At 48.7% G+C, this 17,937-nt stretch carries 17 protein-coding genes; 9 read left to right on the top strand and 8 right to left on the bottom strand.

Features of this window, described 5'->3' with window-relative positions; translation table 11 throughout:
• Together G544_RS21980 and ompW are read right to left on the bottom strand one after the other, a co-directional pair.
• Positions 1 to 93, bottom strand: a 93-nt coding sequence (locus tag G544_RS21980; RefSeq protein ID WP_170943895.1) for a transposase, incomplete at its 3' end; no start/stop codon positions are given.
• A gap of 193 nt (positions 94 to 286) precedes the next feature.
• Complete coding sequence (ompW, locus tag G544_RS0110605) at positions 287 to 937, bottom strand: outer membrane protein OmpW (protein WP_174788509.1); 651 nt, start codon at positions 935 to 937, stop codon at positions 287 to 289.
• 371 nt (positions 938 to 1,308) lie between these two features.
• Here ompW and G544_RS0110600 point away from each other — a divergent pair, with 371 nt between their 5' ends.
• A complete protein-coding gene (locus G544_RS0110600; RefSeq protein WP_027274579.1) occupies positions 1,309 to 2,070 on the top strand; it encodes a YciC family protein in 762 nt (253 codons plus the stop codon).
• Positions 2,071 to 2,124: 54 nt separating this feature from the next.
• Here the strand turns inward: G544_RS0110600 and G544_RS0110595 are convergent, their stop codons facing one another.
• Positions 2,125 to 3,837 carry a SulP family inorganic anion transporter gene (locus G544_RS0110595; RefSeq protein ID WP_027274578.1) on the bottom strand — a complete coding sequence of 571 codons (1,713 nt, stop codon included), beginning with the start codon at positions 3,835 to 3,837 and terminating at the stop codon, positions 2,125 to 2,127.
• Positions 3,838 to 4,061: 224 nt separating this feature from the next.
• Between G544_RS0110595 and G544_RS0110590 the strand changes: the two genes are divergently transcribed.
• The gene (locus G544_RS0110590; RefSeq protein WP_027274577.1) at positions 4,062 to 4,622 is read left to right on the top strand and encodes a septation protein A; all 561 of its coding nucleotides are present in this window, start codon (positions 4,062 to 4,064) and stop codon (positions 4,620 to 4,622) included.
• A 96-nt stretch (positions 4,623 to 4,718) separates the two neighbouring features.
• Positions 4,719 to 5,138 (top strand): acyl-CoA thioester hydrolase YciA, encoded by a 420-nt coding sequence (yciA, locus tag G544_RS0110585; protein ID WP_027274576.1) that lies wholly within the window; start codon positions 4,719 to 4,721, stop codon positions 5,136 to 5,138.
• A gap of 65 nt (positions 5,139 to 5,203) precedes the next feature.
• On the opposite strand, the gene G544_RS0110580 is transcribed toward yciA, so the two are convergent.
• Positions 5,204 to 5,908, bottom strand: coding sequence for a TonB family protein (locus tag G544_RS0110580; RefSeq protein WP_051155686.1), 705 nt, complete (start codon positions 5,906 to 5,908; stop codon positions 5,204 to 5,206).
• A gap of 405 nt (positions 5,909 to 6,313) precedes the next feature.
• On the opposite strand from G544_RS0110580, the gene G544_RS0110570 reads away from it, so the two are divergent.
• Positions 6,314 to 6,610, top strand: a complete 297-nt coding sequence (locus tag G544_RS0110570; RefSeq protein ID WP_027274574.1) for a YciI family protein — start codon at positions 6,314 to 6,316, stop codon at positions 6,608 to 6,610.
• 86 nt (positions 6,611 to 6,696) lie between these two features.
• Here G544_RS0110570 and G544_RS21725 read toward each other — a convergent pair whose 3' ends face one another.
• The gene (locus G544_RS21725) at positions 6,697 to 6,876 is read right to left on the bottom strand and encodes a YciY family protein (RefSeq protein WP_071783366.1); all 180 of its coding nucleotides are present in this window, start codon (positions 6,874 to 6,876) and stop codon (positions 6,697 to 6,699) included.
• 294 nt (positions 6,877 to 7,170) lie between these two features.
• Between G544_RS21725 and cls the strand changes: the two genes are divergently transcribed.
• Together cls and G544_RS0110560 are read left to right on the top strand one after the other, a co-directional pair.
• Positions 7,171 to 8,631: a cardiolipin synthase gene (gene cls, locus G544_RS0110565; protein WP_027274573.1), complete on the top strand. Its 1,461-nt coding sequence runs from the start codon at positions 7,171 to 7,173 to the stop codon at positions 8,629 to 8,631.
• Positions 8,632 to 8,665: 34 nt separating this feature from the next.
• Positions 8,666 to 9,001, top strand: coding sequence for an HI1450 family dsDNA-mimic protein (locus G544_RS0110560; RefSeq protein WP_027274572.1), 336 nt, complete (start codon positions 8,666 to 8,668; stop codon positions 8,999 to 9,001).
• A 55-nt stretch (positions 9,002 to 9,056) separates the two neighbouring features.
• Here the strand turns inward: G544_RS0110560 and G544_RS0110555 are convergent, their stop codons facing one another.
• Positions 9,057 to 9,704 carry a YchE family NAAT transporter gene (locus G544_RS0110555; RefSeq protein WP_027274571.1) on the bottom strand — a complete coding sequence of 216 codons (648 nt, stop codon included), beginning with the start codon at positions 9,702 to 9,704 and terminating at the stop codon, positions 9,057 to 9,059.
• Between the two features lie 435 nt (positions 9,705 to 10,139).
• Between G544_RS0110555 and adhE the strand changes: the two genes are divergently transcribed.
• Entirely contained in the window at positions 10,140 to 12,815 is a 2,676-nt protein-coding gene (adhE, locus tag G544_RS0110550) for a bifunctional acetaldehyde-CoA/alcohol dehydrogenase (RefSeq protein ID WP_027274570.1), read from the top strand.
• A gap of 1,226 nt (positions 12,816 to 14,041) precedes the next feature.
• Positions 14,042 to 14,449, top strand: a complete 408-nt coding sequence (hns, locus tag G544_RS0110545; RefSeq protein WP_027274569.1) for a histone-like nucleoid-structuring protein H-NS — start codon at positions 14,042 to 14,044, stop codon at positions 14,447 to 14,449.
• Positions 14,450 to 15,127: 678 nt separating this feature from the next.
• On the opposite strand, the gene galU is transcribed toward hns, so the two are convergent.
• Positions 15,128 to 16,042: a UTP--glucose-1-phosphate uridylyltransferase GalU gene (gene galU, locus G544_RS0110540; RefSeq protein WP_027274568.1), complete on the bottom strand. Its 915-nt coding sequence runs from the start codon at positions 16,040 to 16,042 to the stop codon at positions 15,128 to 15,130.
• 170 nt (positions 16,043 to 16,212) lie between these two features.
• Positions 16,213 to 17,229: a two-component system response regulator RssB gene (gene rssB, locus G544_RS0110535; RefSeq protein WP_027274567.1), complete on the bottom strand. Its 1,017-nt coding sequence runs from the start codon at positions 17,227 to 17,229 to the stop codon at positions 16,213 to 16,215.
• Positions 17,230 to 17,466: 237 nt separating this feature from the next.
• On the opposite strand from rssB, the gene G544_RS0110530 reads away from it, so the two are divergent.
• Complete coding sequence (locus tag G544_RS0110530; RefSeq protein ID WP_027274566.1) at positions 17,467 to 17,931, top strand: YchJ family metal-binding protein; 465 nt, start codon at positions 17,467 to 17,469, stop codon at positions 17,929 to 17,931.
• Positions 17,932 to 17,937 lie beyond the last annotated feature (6 nt).

Genomic DNA, 17,937 nt, shown 5'->3' with positions numbered 1-17,937 from the left:
TCCGTAGAAGGCTTGTCTTCGGTATTTGGGCGCAAATACTATGTGATATTTACAGTTCCATCGGGTATGCGCTAAGCTCTTTTCGTCCCCCATTGGGACCCCCTTTTGATTTCTTGTTTAACTTTTGCAGTTGCCAGACCGCAACATGTTTTAACAAATCAAAAGGGGTTTATATAACTGATTTAAAGCTGAAAGCTTTCCAGAACCCCCAGCCTAGCTGGGGGTTTTCTATATACAAAAAATGCCGGTCGTTTGACCGGCATTCTTCTTTTATAGGCGATGATAGTTAGAACTTGTAGCCTACGCCGAACATGAAGGCCCACGGATCCAGACGCGTATCAATGCTGTGGCGAGTGCGGTTACCCGCAGCGTCTGTCGAAGTAAAATTCACGTCGGTTTCGATGTTCATCCACCAAACGGACGTGTTTATCATCCAGTTTTTATTAATGTTGTAGTCAAGACCAGCCTGCAGCGCAACGCCCCAAGAGTCGTCCAAGCTAAGGTTGCTCAAACCTGCGCCTTTGCCGGTGCTGTTAAAATCTTCGCTAAAGAAAGTCGTATAGTTAACGCCCGCGCCCAAATAAGGACGCCACTGGCTTTCTTTAGATCCAAAATAGTACTGCAACATCAGAGAAGGCGGCAGATGTTTTACCGTTGCGATAGTCCCCACTTTCCCCACGCCAACATCGTGCTGAAACGGGGTTGCGCCCAGCAGCTCAACGCCGATGTTGTCGGTAATCATATAGCCGAAGGTCAAACCAAGCTGCGTATCGTTATCGACGTTAAACGACCCCAGTCCCAGTACGTTATCAGAACCTTCATTTGGTCTCACGGTAATGGAGCCCGCACGGAACAGGAAATCACCGGCCTGATGCGCCACTGTTACCGACGGAGCCAACATTGCTGCAACTAAACATGCCAAAGGTAATGCTTTCACTTTCATTATCCATATTCCTTTTAGGGTTAATGTGTGGGGAAATATACCTCCTTGGTAGTAAAATTGATCTAACCAAGATCACACTTCATGACAAAAATTGACAAATTGGCAGTTTATGCATTTATTTGCAAAATATCGTTTTTGATTCAAATCAAAAACATCACAAAATGACAAATAACGAACATTAAATAACCAATTAATAAATCAAAAACACGGCTCATTGAATAAAAAATAGTCATCAACGCGTAAATAAAGCGCTATTAGAAAAATGTAAAGAGGATAAGCTGCAAGATTTGAGGCAAAAAGGGTTACACGCGGTACAATAGCGGCCGAACAAATGTGTAAATCATTAGCATAAAACAGGAGACAGCATGCCCATCACGGCCAATTCCCTTTTCCGTGACAGCCTGAATTTTATTCGTAATCGGCTTTCCAGCTTTATCATGCTGGCCCTACTGGCTTCGTTTATATTTTATCTACTTCTGCAGGTCACGGCCCCTGACGTTACCCAGCTTCATCTGCTGATTACTAAATCAGTAGGCAGCGAACAGCTGAGCGCGCAGGAGCTACAGGCCGCGCTGAACGGCCTGTCTGCCGATCAAAAGCAAGACATAGTGAAAATGGCAGTGCCGCTGTTTGGCTCTATTGCGCTCAGCGTTTTTATTAGTGACCTTATTTTAGTCGCCGGCGTCATTACCCTGACGATTCAGGTATCGCAGGGAATTCACACCAGCGCGCTCAGAGCTATCGGCGCTTCCGCGTTCTCGCTCCCAATGCTGTTAATCTTGATGGCTGCGGCCTACCTGTTGATTATTTTTGGACTATCTTTATATCTGCTTCCCGGTCTCTTTTTTGCCTTCGCTCTGGTGCTTTCACCCATTGTTCTACTGGAGAGCCGACAGGGGCTCATCTACGCAATAACTACCGGCTGGAATATCGCGTTTTCCCACCTGCGCCTGGTGCTGCCGATGCTGCTGTTCACGCTATCGGCAAAGTTCATCCTGTTTGCGCTAACCGTCAACGTATCGTCCCTTTCTCCCGCACTGGCCGTTTTATTAATGACCGCCCTTAGCAACATGCTCACCGCGTTTATGTTTGTTTATCTGTTTCGCCTTTATATGCAGGTTAAATAGCGTCAATACGCAATAAAGCCGGCAATAGCCGGCTTTAACAATGACGAGATTCGACTAAAAGCCAGGGGCAACTTCCGCACTCTCTTTACTCTGAATGAGCTTCAGCGCCAGATAGAGGTCGGGGACCAGCATGATGTCCTCTTCGTCATGCGCAGGGCGGTTATCTTTAAACCAGCGCGTGAGTTCCGTTCGCCTTCCGGCCAGCACCAGCTTTATTTGCCTGTTCTTTAAGTCTCTTTTCAATTCGTCAATTGAAGCCAGCACGCTGATATCCGCATAGGTAAAGCTCGCTACGGCATCAATAACGACCCAGCGTGGCTGAAACGGCGTGCTGTCGACCAGATTAAGAATGCGACGCTTAAAATAGGCCACGTTGAAGTAGGTCAGCGGGGAATTAAAACGATACATCATTACGCCCGGCACCGCTTTGACGTCGCTATTATTGCCGAGGGAATGAATCATACCGTCATCGTTTATGCCCAACAGCTGCTCCGTTGGGCGAAACACCGTTCGAAGGAACTGAAGCAGTCCCAGCAGCACCGCTAGCCCAATGCCCTGAATAACGCCGATAAGCAGCACGCAGGCAAAGGTAAACAACGCCAGACGAAACGCGGAGCGATTGCGCTTTCTAAGGTTCCAGATACCGCGCAGATCCATCAGCGACCAGGCGGAAAACACCAGAACCACGCCTAGCGCCGAGACGGGAATAAACTGCAAGGGATGAGTAAAAAACAGTACGATGACCGCAATAACCAGCGCAGCAATAATAGAAACCAGCTGAGTTTTTCCGCCGTTAGCATCGTTTACCGCCGTACGAGAATCTGCGCCGCTGATGGCGAATCCCTGCGACAGGCCAGACATAATGTTAGAAATGCCCAGCGCCCTAAACTCCGCATCCGCATCGATGTCATAGCCGTTTTTAGACGCGAAGCTTCGTGCGGTCAGCATCAGGCTCACGAAGCTGATTAACGCCAGGTTAAGCGCTGGAATAACCAGCTCTCTCATTAATCCCGGCTGAAAGCTGTGCCAGTCCACCATGGGCAGCATACCGTCAAGCCCGGAGTTCCCTAACGTTTCAATACCGTATTGCTGAAGCGAACCGCCCCAGGAAATGGCGGTGGTAATCATAATAGCCAACAGCGGCGCCGGCCACTGGCGGCGAAACGTTCTTATGACAATCAGCAGCAGCAGCGTCAATACAGACATTCCCACCGTGGGAAGGTGGCTCTTTAAAATCAACAGGGGTAGCGCGATAATTTTCTCAATAAGCTCGCTGGCTTGAATCGTTATCCCCAAAATCTTGGCTATCTGCCCTACCATAATAGTTATAGCTACGCCGTTTAGCAGGCCTGTTAATATCGGTTGAGACAGCAGATCGGCCAGCGCGCCCAGGCGAAACTTACTGGCTAACAGGCACCAGCCCCCCATCATCAGCGTCATGACAATGGTCAACTGCCACTGCATCGAGCTGTCCCCGGCGGCCAACGGCGTAACCACTGCCGCAATCACCGCACAGGTCGTTGCATCAGGACCAACGATAAGCTGCCTGGACGAACCAAAAAGCGCGTAGGCTATCATGGGCAAAATGCAGGAATAAAGGCCGACAATCGCTCCCAGATTGGCCAGCTCGGAATAGGCTATAGCGACCGGCAATGCAACGGCAGCGACCGACAGCCCGGCTTGAACGTCAGACTTAAGCCAGGCTCGATCGTAGGCCAGCAAATTGGCTAAACCGGGCATCCATTTTAAAAACACGCGCGAAAACATACGACCTCAACTTCTGAACGCCAGCCCACATGAAGATACAAAAAATATCGCACCATCATACCGTATAACGTTAAAACCGCACGGCTTAAAAAAGCTTATATAATCAAGCAGTACCCTACTCTAACCCGCCGTAACTCAATACAGGCGCGGCATCGCGCGGTGAGAGTACACAGCCAACGCTAAATCGGGTATAGTTCCACACTTGCTTATCGATGAGACGAGTTATGAAGCAGCTACTTGATTTTTTACCCTTGGTCGTTTTTTTTGGTTTCTATAAGTTTTACGACATCCTCACCGCTACCAAAGCGCTGATTGTCGCTACCGCCATAGCCGTTATCTATAGCCTGATAAAGTACCGCAAGGTTGAGAAAATGATGCTGGTCACGTTCGTGATGGTGCTTATTTTCGGAACGCTGACGATTAAGTATAACTCTACAGAATTCATCAAATGGAAAGTGACCGTTATTTACGGGCTGTTCGCCGGCGGCTTTTTGTTTAGCCAGTTTGCCCTTAAAAAGATAATCATTAAGAACATGTTGGGTAAGGAAATCTCACTTCCTGACGCCGTCTGGTCGCGCCTTAATATTTCATGGGCGCTGTTTTTCTTGTTCTGCGGCCTGCTGAATATTTATATTGCTTTCTGGCATTCTCTGGACGCCTGGATGAACTTTAAAGTATTCGGCCTTACGGGAATGACCTTTGCTTTTACGCTATTGAGCGGCGTCTATATTTATCGCAATATGGCCGAGCAGGAAAAAAACGGCCTGGACAAGCCCAACGAATAGCCACGATATCTCGTCTATTTTTTGCCACTGCGTCAAGAAAAGGCGAGATAAAGAACCCATACTCTCTATTTAAACACTAAAACGACAGAAGACAGCATGAGTACAAAAAGCCGTTCTCCCCGAGGGGAGCTAGTTTTAAGAACGCTGGCCATGCCGGCCGACACCAACGCCAACGGCGACATCTTTGGCGGCTGGATCATGTCGCAGATGGACATCGGCGGCGCTATTCTGGCTAAAGAAGTCGCTCAAGGCAGAGTCGTCACCGTTGCGGTAGACGCCATCACATTCTTAAAGCCCGTCTCCGTCGGCGACGTAGTTTGTTGCTATGCCCACTGCGTCCGTACGGGAAGAAGTTCGGTTACGGTCAATATGGAAGTCTGGGTGAAAAAGGTGTCTTCAGAACCCATCGGCCAGCGCTACTGCGTGACGGAGGCCGTATTCACCTATGTCGCCGTTAGCGACGACGGCCAATCCCGCCCGCTGCCGGAAGGGAAAAGAAACTACACGGCAGAATAAATTGTCATCGACTAAAAAACACAAAGGCCGCATAAGAGCGGCCTTTAGCATTAAATAAACGGCAATCACCCCTGAATCTGGGCCCCACCGTCAATTCTAAAAATGATGGTCAACTTTTTGTCTTTCACTTCTACCGGCGTATAGCGCCATTTTTTAAGCGCGGTACGCACCTCTCGCTCAAACATATTCGGCGGCGTCGCGGACAGGAAGCGCACGTTTTCAACCCTACCGCTATCGTTAATATCAAACAGGATAACGACCTGCCCTTCAATGCGGCGATCGAATGCCTGCTTAGGATACGTTGGCTGAGACTGTTTTAACGCTTTCGAACCCAACGCCGTTGACGCCCCCTGAGACGATACCGGGCCGCTAGCTACCGGACTTGCATTAGGCGTGACGACAGGCGAAGTCGCTGGCTTTGATATTTCCGCCCGTTCGGCCTTATTCTCAACCTTCTCTTTTTTAACCTGCTTTTTCGGTTTAGGTTTTGGCTTGGGCTTTTCTACCGGTTTTGGCGGCGCAGGCTTCGGCTCCGGAACTGGCGCGGGCTCAGGGATAGGCTCTGGTTCTGGAATTGGCTCAGGCTCAGGCTCCGGCGCAGGCTCTGGTTCGGGAACCGGTTGCGGCTCCGGCGTAGGTTCCGTTACCGCCTCAGGCTCGCTTGCTTCCTGAGCCGGCGTCGCTTCCTCACTCTGCACTGGCGCCGCGAACATGGCGGGATTAACCATCACAACGTTCATGGGGGCAGACTGTTCTTCCTCTGGCAGCATAACGTTCTCTTGAATCGAGGCAAAAACAATGCCGCCAATCAGAGAAGCGTGAAGGCAGACAGAGAACGTTATAGGCCATGAAAAACGGCGAGCTAGAAAGAAACTTTTCAAGAAAGAGCCACTTCAATGTTCAGCTATAGAGCGATATAGGCTGATTTTAAATGAAAATGGTAATGAGATTCAATATCAAATTAACAACGCTTTATAAGAAAAGCGCCCTCTTCATCCACGTCAAGCCGACAATTTTTATTTATCAATCGGTAGGTTATAAGTCAAAAATTGACGTTGATGTTGCGATAAAAATCCCATAACGTAGGTACCGAAATGATATTTGGCGTCCCTCGTGTCGCCAAAAAACTAATACATATCAAAAAACCGACCGATAACCCTATCGAGGATAATACCGTGCTATATCTTATTTACGCCGAAGACGTTGAAAACACGCTGGAACAACGCCTCGCCGCGCGCCCTGCCCATCTGGCGCGCCTGCAGCAGCTTAAAGATGAGAATCGTCTGATCGTCGCAGGGCCAAATCCCGTAGCCGATAGCGAAGAGGTCGGCGCCGCCGGTTTTTCCGGTTCTGTCATCATCGCCGATTTTCCCAGCCTGTCGGCGGCGAAGGCCTGGGCGGACAAAGATCCCTATATCGACGCCGGCGTTTATAAAAACGTAACGATCAAACCGTTTAAGCGCGTATTCTAATGCTACTGCGGCGGAGTTTCCCTGAGAAATCCGCCGCGTTTTCCTTCCGTTATCAAGTATAAAACCCCTTTCGTCAGGGGCCTCATTTATCCCATGTAGTCCAACGCATACAGCAATGACCGACGTTGACGACCGAGCTCCTTCTCCGACCTGATGTGATGGATGCGGCTGTTTCTTCTCGACTGCCCTTCCAACCAGCGGTGTCGACGCCGCTGAGCCTGACGCAACATGCGCCAGCGTCCAACTTCAGTTCTGGATCTGTGCATAGTGTAAAAAGCCTGATAAAACCAACGGGAGCGCCTATTGTAGCGCATTCAAAGCAGCCCTTAGGCTATTTAAAATCAAATATTGCGGGAGAATAGCCTGAAATGCCGCTCCGATTAAACGACAAAATGAAGGATAGCGCCGATAATCAGAATGTTAAAACATGTGTTATCCTTTTATAGCGACGCCGGTTTCTCAAATTACGCTGCCTATGCAACGTTCCGGCAGGAATAAACAATAAGGCGAGAATGAGACGAACTCTCGCGATTTAACGTCAACGGGATAGCAGGCTTTCAATGACCACTTTTTATACCGTTCTAAGCTGGCTGTTGGTTATCGGCTATTGGTTATTGATAGCCGGCGTGACGCTTAGAGTTTTAATGAAGCGGCGCGCCGTTCCTTCAGCCATGGCCTGGCTTTTGGTTATTTACATCCTCCCTCTGGTCGGCATCGTAGCCTATCTGCTCTTCGGCGAACTGCATCTTGGAAAGCGGCGAGCAGAGCGGGCGAAAGAGATGTGGCCCTCTACGGTAACCTGGCTGGCGGACTTAAAAAACTGCCAAAACGTCTTTACTACTCACATAAGCCCGGTATCCGAACCGCTTTTCCAGCTATGTAAGCGCCGCAACGGCGTTCCCGCCGTACGGGGGAATCGCCTTCAGCTGTTGACCAACAGCAGCGACACCATGATTTCGCTGATCCGCGATATTGATAGAGCGGAACACAGCATTGAGATGGTGTTCTATATCTGGCAAAGCGGCGGTCAGGTAGACAACGTGGCCGAAGCCCTGATGGCGGCAGCCCGCCGAGGCGTACGCTGTCGCCTGATGTTAGACTCCGCCGGCAGTATGCACTTCTTTCGGACCCCCTATCCTGCGCTGATGCGCGATGCCGGCATTGAGCTGGTCGAGACGCTAAAAGTCAACGTGCTGCGTGTATTCTTACGCCGCATGGACCTACGTCAGCACCGAAAAATCGCTATCATCGACAACAACATCGCCTATACCGGCAGCATGAACATGGTCGATCCTCGCTTCTTCAAACAGGGGGCGGGCGTCGGCCAGTGGATTGATCTCATGGCGCGCATTGAAGGACCCGCCGCGACCATGCTCGGTTTGATCTACGCCTGCGACTGGGAAATTGAAACCGGCGTCAGGCAACTTCCGCCGCCGCCTAACGCAAACCTGCTGCCGTTTGAAGAGGAGGATGGTCACACCGTTCAGGTTATCGCCTCCGGCCCCGGATTTCCGGAAGAGCTTATCCACCAGTCGCTGTTGACCGCCGTTTATGCGGCCAGAAAGCAGCTCATCATGACAACCCCCTATCTGGTGCCCAGCGATGACCTTCTTCATGCGATTTGCACGGCAGCGCTGCGCGGCGTCGACGTCAGCATCATCGTTCCCTATAAGAACGACTCCCTGATGGTTGGCTGGGCCAGCCGCTCGTTCTTTACTGAACTGCTGGAAGCCGGCGTCAAGATATACCAGTTCCAGGATGGGCTTTTGCATACCAAGAGCGTGCTGGTCGATGAAGAACTGAGTCTGGTCGGCACCGTCAATCTGGACATGCGCAGCCTGTGGCTTAATTTTGAAGTCACCGTATTGGTCGACGATAAGGCCTTTGGTGAAGATCTGGCCTGCGTACAGGCCGACTATATTGCCCGTTCGACGCTGCTAAATCCGGAAGAGTGGGCCAAGCGCCCTCTGTGGCAGCGCATCATTGAGCGTTTATATTATTTCTTTAGTCCGCTACTATAGCCGATTATATTCTTGACGAACGGATACCCCATTGATGGACAACGACGATTTTGACCTGAACAACCGTCTTGATGAAGACGAAACGCTGGATCAGGCCTACGACATATTTCTTGAATTGGCGCCCGATAATCTCGATCCCGCTGACGTCCTGCTGTTCAACCTGCAGTTTGAGGAGCGCGGCGCAGCAGAGCTGCACGATCCGTCACCGGAATGGCAGGAACACGTCGACTTCGATTTGAACCCTGACTTCTTTGCCGAAGTCATCATAGGGCTCACCAACGAGCAGGACGAAGTGGACGACGTCTTTGCTCGCCTGCTTATCTGCCGAGAAAAAGACCATAAGTTCTGCCACATTCTGTGGAAAGAATAGTGAAGGAAGATGAAGCAGTAAAAAGCGCCCCGTGCTTAAATCTCGGGGCGTTTCTTTAGGCAAGCAGCCCAGGGAATGAAACCTTTATGCCGGTAACGATAAACTCAATTCCCAGCGACATCAGCAACAGCCCCATTATCCGTGTTACCACGTTAATGCCCGTTTGCCCTAGCAGTCGAACCAGCCAAGGGGCCGCGCGAAACAGCAGCCAGCAGCAAAAGGCAAAAAACGCAATAGCGATAAAAAAGCCGATGTAGTCCAACCAGGTGTTATAGCGCGTGCTCCAAACGATCGTCGAACTGATGGCACCCGGCCCCGCCATCAGCGGCAGCGCCAGTGGAACGACGCCCACGTTATCCCTGGCAGTCGTTTCGGTCTTTTCTTGCTTATTCTGCTTATCCTCTCCCAGTTTACCGCTAATCATCGACATGGCGATGGTAACAATCAAAATCCCACCGGCGATACGGAAAGAGTCAATCGAAATGCCGAACAGGCGCAGTATCGTATCGCCAAGAAAAAGAGAACACCAAAGAATAATGGCGACGGAAAGATTAGCCGTCAGGTTAGTTTTGTCACGAGCCGCCGGAGACTGGTAGTTCGTCATGCTGATAAAAACCGGCAAAATTCCCACTGGGTTTACTAGCGCAAACAGGCCGACGAGAAACTTGATGTATCCTGAAAAATCCAGTGCGGCATGCGCCATCGCTGACTCCGTATAAAGAAGAAAGGGAACAAAAACGCGGCTAATGTAATCGAGTTAGGCATAAAGATCTAGGCTGTGACCCGCAATTACGGAACACAGCCTAGAGGCTGCATTTTATCCACTATAGTTAAAGAATGCTGAATAAACGCCTTTTCGATCTCAAAAGCGTTAAATTGTGCAAAAAACGGCATGCTGAATGGTGTCAGCATGCTGTTTTTGTGATTCAGATCACTCCATTACCCCCTCTTAATGGGTAAGCTGTGTTTCATAGCCATTTTGTACATAACTTAGTGGACGTTTTAAAAATTAATTTATTAATAACAAATAGTTAACTTAGGTTTTTTCAGTCAGTCAATCACTATACGGTAATTCTTATCCTGTTGTTAACGCCGCGGTTTATTGACTAAAAAAATTTATCAATCTTAGGAGAGTCTCATGACAGTAAGTAACAGCACTGAATTGAATGCCCTTGTCGCCCGAGTGAAGAAAGCGCAGCGTGAATACGCTAACTATACTCAGGAGCAGGTAGACAAGATTTTCAGAGCCGCCGCGCTGGCCGCCGCCAACGCCCGCATCCCTCTGGCGAAAATGGCCGTTGAGGAGTCAGGCATGGGGATCGTGGAAGACAAGGTGATTAAAAACCACTTCGCTTCCGAGTATATCTACAACAAATATAAAGATGAAAAGACCTGCGGCGTGCTGGAAGAAGACGATACGTTCGGCACCATCACTATTGCGGAACCTACTGGGATTATTTGTGGCATAGTTCCGACAACGAACCCGACATCCACTGCAATCTTCAAGGCGCTGATTAGCCTGAAAACCCGCAACGGCATCATCTTCTCTCCTCACCCACGCGCCAAAAACGCCACAAATAAAGCGGCCGATTTAGTGCTTCAGGCAGCGATCGAAGCGGGCGCCCCGAAGGACATCATCGGCTGGATCGATGAACCCAGCGTGGAGCTTTCTAACCAGCTAATGCATCACCCTGATATCAACCTGATTTTGGCAACCGGCGGACCGGGCATGGTTAAAGCCGCCTATAGCTCAGGCAAACCGGCTATCGGCGTTGGTGCAGGCAACTCCCCTGTCGTTATCGACGAAACGGCGGACATCAAGCGCGCCGTCGCCTCTATTTTGATGTCGAAAACCTTCGATAATGGCGTTATCTGCGCCTCGGAACAGTCAGTTATCGTCGTCGATAAAATCTATGACGCCGTACGCGAGCGCTTCGCTTCGCACGGTGGCTATATGTTGAAGGGCAAAGAGCTGAAGGCCGTTCAGGAAATCATCCTGAAAAACGGTGCTATTAACGCGGCTATCGTCGGTCAACCGGCGGTCAAAATTGCGGAAATGGCGGGCGTAACCGTACCGGCAAGCACTAAGGTGCTGATTGGCGAAGTGACTAACGTAGATGAATCCGAACCTTTCGCTCATGAAAAGCTGTCTCCTATGCTGGCGATGTATCGCGCCAAAGATTTTGAAGACGCCGTAGAAAAAGCCGTTAAGCTCGTCGCTATGGGCGGCATTGGCCATACCTCCGGTCTTTATACCGATCAGGACAACCAATCCGAACGCATCAACTACTTCGGCGACAAGATGAAAACCGCCCGTATTTTGATTAATACCCCAACCTCTCAGGGCGGCATCGGCGATCTGTATAACTTCAAGCTGGCTCCTTCTTTAACGCTGGGCTGCGGTTCCTGGGGCGGTAACTCCATTTCTGAAAACGTCGGGCCGAAGCATCTTATCAACAAGAAGACCGTCGCTAAGCGAGCAGAAAACATGTTATGGCATAAACTTCCCAAATCTATCTATTTCCGCCGCGGCTCACTGCCGATTGCGCTCGAAGAAGTAGCGACCGACGGGGCCAAGCGCGCATTTATCGTGACCGACCGCTTCTTGTTTAACAACGGCTACGCCGATCAGATAACCAACGTTTTAAAGCAGCACGGTATTGAAACCGAAGTATTCTTTGAAGTTGAAGCTGACCCAACGCTGAGCATCGTCCGCAAGGGCGCAGAGCAGATGCACTCCTTTAAGCCGGACGTCATCATCGCGCTTGGCGGTGGTTCCCCGATGGACGCCGCCAAGATCATGTGGGTCATGTACGAGCATCCTGAAACCCACTTTGAAGAGCTGGCGCTGCGCTTTATGGACATTCGTAAGCGTATCTACAAGTTCCCCAAAATGGGTGTAAAAGCCAAAATGGTCGCCATTACGACAACCTCTGGCACCGGCTCAGAAGTAACGCCGTTTGCGGTTGTAACCGACGACGCTACCGGCATGAAGTATCCACTGGCTGACTACGCGTTAACGCCGGATATGGCCATCGTCGACGCAAACCTGGTGATGAACATGCCGAAGTCGCTGTGTGCATTCGGCGGCCTTGACGCCGTTACTCACGCGCTGGAAGCCTATGTCTCCGTTCTTGCGAACGAATATACCGACGGCCAGGCGCTGCAGGCGCTAAAACTGCTGAAAGAGTACCTTCCGCAAAGCTATAAAGAAGGCGCGAAGAACCCTGTGGCTCGCGAGCGAGTGCACAATGCCGCAACCATCGCCGGCATCGCCTTTGCCAACGCGTTCCTGGGCGTTTGTCACTCAATGGCTCATAAAATCGGTTCCGAGTTCCACCTGCCGCACGGCCTGGCCAACGCGCTGCTTATTTGTAACGTTATCCGCTATAACGCCAACGACAACCCAACCAAGCAGACGGCCTTTAGTCAGTATGACAGGCCGCAATCACGCCGCCAATATGCCGAAGTCGCCGATCACCTAGGCCTTTCTGCACCGGGCGATCGTACTGCGGCAAAAATTGAAAAGCTGCTGAACTGGTTAGAAGAAATCAAGAAAGAGTTGGATATCCCAGCTTCTATTCGTGAGGCTGGCGTGCCGGAAGCAGAGTTCCTGGCGAAAGTCGACAAACTGTCCGAAGACGCGTTTGACGATCAGTGTACCGGCGCCAACCCTCGCTTCCCGCTGATTTCCGAGCTGAGAACCATTCTGCTTGATACCTACTACGGCCGCCCTTACGTAGAAGAGTTACAGATTCAGCCCGTTCTGGAAAAAAAGGTTGAAAAGGCCCCAGCTAAAAAAGCTAAGAAATAGCGCATAGCCGCTAAAATAGGCGAAGCCGTCCACTTGGTGGGCGGCTTTTTTATGAGCGTCTATCTTTCATAGCCAAGCAGCGTCCTGCGGTTGTTCATATTCATAGATGTCCCCATAGGCCGTACTCTACGCTGTCATATTTGAGCACCAACACACTATGGCATTGTGTATTCACCGTGATGATGAGCTTTTAGACCCACACGTTGTAGGATACGGCCTAATGCCAGCACGCCTTTCAATGTGCAAGGTATAAAATAATGGTCGTATTTCCGCCTATGCGCCTCCCTTTATGCAGCGGTTAACGGTGATTTATAGCAATGCTCATAAACCACCAGCCGATTGAGCCCCTTCTTACCCCATGATTGCGCCAGAAAACCATTGGCAGTCCTAACGCGAGTTTATGGGGGTCTATGACATCAACCTACACACGCCTAAACAACCTCAAAGAGCCTGAAAACAAAGGCTTTCATTAGCCTGATACGATATAAATTAAACGAAATATAATAATAAAAATTTTAATATTTTCATTAATATAGTTTAAATGGTGCTTTATGTACGTTATTCCTTTCCAACACATTTATCAATTGGAACTTAAAATCTGCCATAGCAGACAAGTGGACAACAAAAAAATCATTGTTTATTTTTTACGTAGTTACATGAAAATAAAAGAAAATTTTTCATTTTCAGATTTCATATTGCTATTATATATGGGCGATTATATTGATTTTGATAGCTCCGCTTTTCATTGAATTTAAAAATATTTTCGGTGCCATAGCGTGATATTTCTACTTAAATAGCGCAGTTCTCATGCGCTACATATGATTTTCTATCGCGCTTCCCCGCTTCATTCGAAGAAACAAGTCAATTGCTTTCATTAAAATGATCCAAACAACGGTCGCCACTAAAAATAAACCATCCGGAAATCATTAACAATCGCAAGAAAGCAAGGTTTCCCTACGTCAGGGCATCGATATAATCTCCACCTTTACATAACCTTTAATAACAACGCGAATAAAGCCATCGAACGGTAAAAAGCGATGAACAACAAAGATTTTTTACACCATAAAGAATGTGTTTCTAGGTTATTTACACCTTCTTGATGACATTATTTGACTATCTCTCATAAATAAATTAGCTTTATTTATGTAATACCCTATTGCAGAAATAAATCTCACGTTTTATTATTGCTGGCAATTTCAATCCATAATTAATTCGAGAACAATACAATGAGCGAAGCATTAAAAATCCTTAACAACATCCGTACTTTGCGTGCTCAAGCAAGAGAATGTACTCTTGAGTCTCTGGAAGAAATGCTAGAGAAGCTGGAAGTCGTTGTAAAAGAGCGCCGTGAAGAGGAAGAAGCTAGCCAGGCTGAAATTCAGGAGCGCACTCGTAAACTGCAACAGTACCGTGAAATGCTTATTGCAGACGGTATTGATCCTAACGAGCTTCTACAAACTCTTTCTGCCGCTAAAACCGGTGGTAAATCCAAGCGTGCTGCTCGTCCTGCAAAGTACCAATTCGTTGACGAAAACGGTGAAACAAAAACCTGGACAGGCCAAGGCCGTACGCCAGCTGTAATTAAAAAAGCAATTGAAGAGGAAGGTAAATCGCTTGACGATTTCCTGCTGTAATTAGCCAGCTTTTCAGCTTTTAAAGGCCTCCATATTCATGGGGGCTTTTTTATTTGTACCTTAGCTCTATATATACAGCGTCAATAACTATCTCGGTACTTCTCTTTTTTCCTATCTACGATGCCATTTAGAACACAAGCATTAATCAATAGTTACATTTGTAACAATTCCATTTAAAAAAAATATCTTGGTGAGTATTTAAAAGTCATAAATTTCGTCTGCGACGTATAAAGAATCACGCATAAATAACAAATCATATTCACTATGGCATAACCCAGAAACTTACTTATCGATCGCTGGATTACAAAACCGACCTGCGCTATGCCGTAATTTATAGTGGTTCTTTAACATCTCATCCACCATAGCCTATATGAGCGTTTTCTATTAGCTTTCCATATCCTGAGACTCATCCATTTTGGTAAGTAAGTGATAGTAATTAATGTCACTTGTAGGGTTCCATTATGAGCTTTAGAAAATGGCGTAGCCTACCATAGAAATTTTAAGCAAAAAAATACCGGCCGCGAAAAGAGGCCGATATCTTATTTAATCACACTACCTGAGTTCCTTGCCTATACGGGCATCGAGCCGCAGGCATGTTAAATGCGAATGTTTGACGATTACGCCCCGGCCCCCAAAGTATGATGGAACAACTTACTCAAAAGAATATAACTTCAATTCTCAATTTTTAAGCCCAACCTGAAGCTGCTGCATCCATGCTCTAAATTCAGCGCCCAGCGTCGAATGCCGCAGGCCATATTCAACAAAAGCCTGCATATAGCCCATCTTGTTTCCACAATCGTGGCTACGCCCCTTAATATGATAGGCGTCAACCGGAGAGGACATCATCATCAGAGCAATGGCGTCCGTTAATTGGATTTCGTCACCGGCTCCGGGAGGAATGCGCGACAGCAGAGGCCAAATATCGGCAGAAAGCACGTAGCGGCCTACAATAGAAAGATTTGACGGCGCCTCTTCCACGCTCGGCTTTTCAACCATCTTCACAATAGGCGCGCTCTCACCGACGCTGAGCCCATGACCGTTGCAGTCGACGATACCGTAGTCACTGACTTCATTCATCGGTACGGGTTCAACCATGATTTGGCTACGCCCCGTCTCTTCAAAGCGTTTCAGCATCTCGCTTAAATTATCAACGGCAAGATTCGAATCATACTTATCAATAATCACGTCAGGCAGTATGACAGCAAAAGGCTCATCCCCAACCAAAGGATAGGCGCACATAATCGCATGCCCTAACCCCTTTGCCAGGCCTTGACGCACGTGCATAATCGTCACGTCTTTAGGACATATTAGCTGTATTTCATTGAGCAGCTGGCGCTTAACGCGCTTTTCCAGCATTGCCTCAAGCTCAAAGCTGGTATCGAAGTGATTTTCTATCGAGTTCTTAGATGAATGTGTCACTAAGACGATGTGTTGAATTCCGGCCTCAATACATTCGTTAACAACGTACTGAATTAGCGGTTTATCCACCAGCGGCAGCATTTCTTTTGGAATGGCCTTTGTTGCGGGTAACATTCGGGTCCCTAACCCGGCAACTGGAATAATCGCCTTTTTGACTTTAGGCAAAGCGGACATAACAAACTCCCAATACAAAATGAAAACAGACTATGGCTAAAGCAGCTTGGTAAAAATCTCATTGCCTGAGTCCAACGTTGAACTATAGACAAAAGCCGCCCGAGCAAAAGATGGCTCCAGTATAGCAGTAATTCATTGTTCTTTTAGAAGCTTATTCTCTAAGCATTTGGCTATTCAGCACCGTCGCAGGTTAGCTGTAGGCGGCCTCCGGCCCCCCAAATCCGACACGTCCAGCGCTCCGCTACCAGATGACACTGTCCCGGATAAAGCAGGTGCAACGTTCCCATAGGGACGCTTTCATTTATTTTGTGGGTTTCATCATCGGTAATCACGCTAGCGTGAAGGCCGGCTGAAACAATCAGCAGCCGCTTTTTCACAGAATGGTAATAGCCCGCCAGAAAAGGAAATTGCCCTTCCAGATAGGACTGTCGCAAAAGCGTATTAATTCGGTTAAGTACGCTGGACATCTGCGGAAGCGCCTCGTTGCGCTCGGCCAAATGTTCCTGCAGCAGGTTATTAAAAAGCGCTCTTAGCATAAGCGCTGCAAGTACCCCCTTATCTCCCGCTAACGATATATCCAGGCAGTAAAACGCAAAATCACGTTCAGACAGCGGAGCGATGTCAAAAACGATACCGGGACGCTCGGCCAGCGTCAGCTGCCGATAGTTAACACGACAGTTGGCAATCGTCTGCTTCGCCGGAGGCTGCAGCTGCCGCAAAAGCTGAACCGCCTCCTGAGGCTTACCGCTAAGCTCCGCCCAGTCTTCCATCATCATCATTTCATCGCTGGCCGGAGAGGAAAACAGGTAGGGATAAAAATAGGAAAGCAGCGCGTCTCGCAGGCGATTCAAATCGCCAATGGGCTTTAACAGAACATCGTGAACGCCAAGGCGCAGCATTTTATCTATATCGGCAATCTTTTCCGTGGCGGAAATAACAATGACGGGGATCTGACTTCCCTCATGGCGCAGGCGGTCAAGCAGCGTGATCCCATCCATCTTCGGCATGATAAGATCGCAGATCATCAGCTCAGGGGGATGCGCCTTGACATAAATCAGAGCCTGCTCGCCGTCTTCAGCTTCTCCCGTCTTAGCGCCCAATGAGGCTAAATACCCAGCCAACATAGCGCGGAATACGGGATCGTCTTCAACAATAAGAATATGTCTGTCGACTAAAGGGGGTGTCATTCTTCACTTCCATGCTGTTCATTACATATATTTTGGTTCAAGTTTGGCGCTTGTGCGCGATAAATACTTCACTTATTCTTGTTAACAAATATTGCCAAGCGAGCTCCACGTGAGCGGATTACATTTCTTAATATGAACCCAGCTTCCTTTTATCCTAATGTGCCACCGTACGCCGTCACGTTTTCAAGCGGATAAAGGATTGGCCTAATACTCTTATAGCACACTCGGAGGCCGGAATTGGTCGAACCATGCCCCTGTGGCAGTAAAATCGCATTTAACGCCTGTTGTGAACCCTATATTTGCGGAAGTCTTGCTGCGCCGACGCCGCTTTCCCTGATGAAATCCCGCTATAGCGCCTATGTTCACAAAAACGTAGAGTACCTGATAGCCACTTGGCATCCGGACTTTCGTCACCCTGAGCTTGCTGCCGCGATTGGCCAAAGTTTTAACAATACGCAATGGCTTGGGCTCACCGTCGTTGAGGCGGGAGATGCATCGCCGGAATGTGGATACGTCGAGTTCGTCGCGCGCTTCATTGATACTCAAACGCAACGTTCCCATGCAATCTACGAGCGTTCTACGTTTATCAGACAGGAGGGCGTCTGGTACTATACTCAAGGCGTTAAACCCCGTATTGGGAGAAACGACGCCTGCCCCTGTGGCTCAAATAAAAAATATAAAAAGTGCTGTGGAAACGACTAACGTTTC

Source organism: Leminorella grimontii ATCC 33999 = DSM 5078 (assembly GCF_000439085.1).
Lineage (GTDB): Bacteria > Pseudomonadota > Gammaproteobacteria > Enterobacterales > Enterobacteriaceae > Leminorella > Leminorella grimontii.
This window is presented reverse-complemented; position numbering and strand designations above follow the sequence as displayed.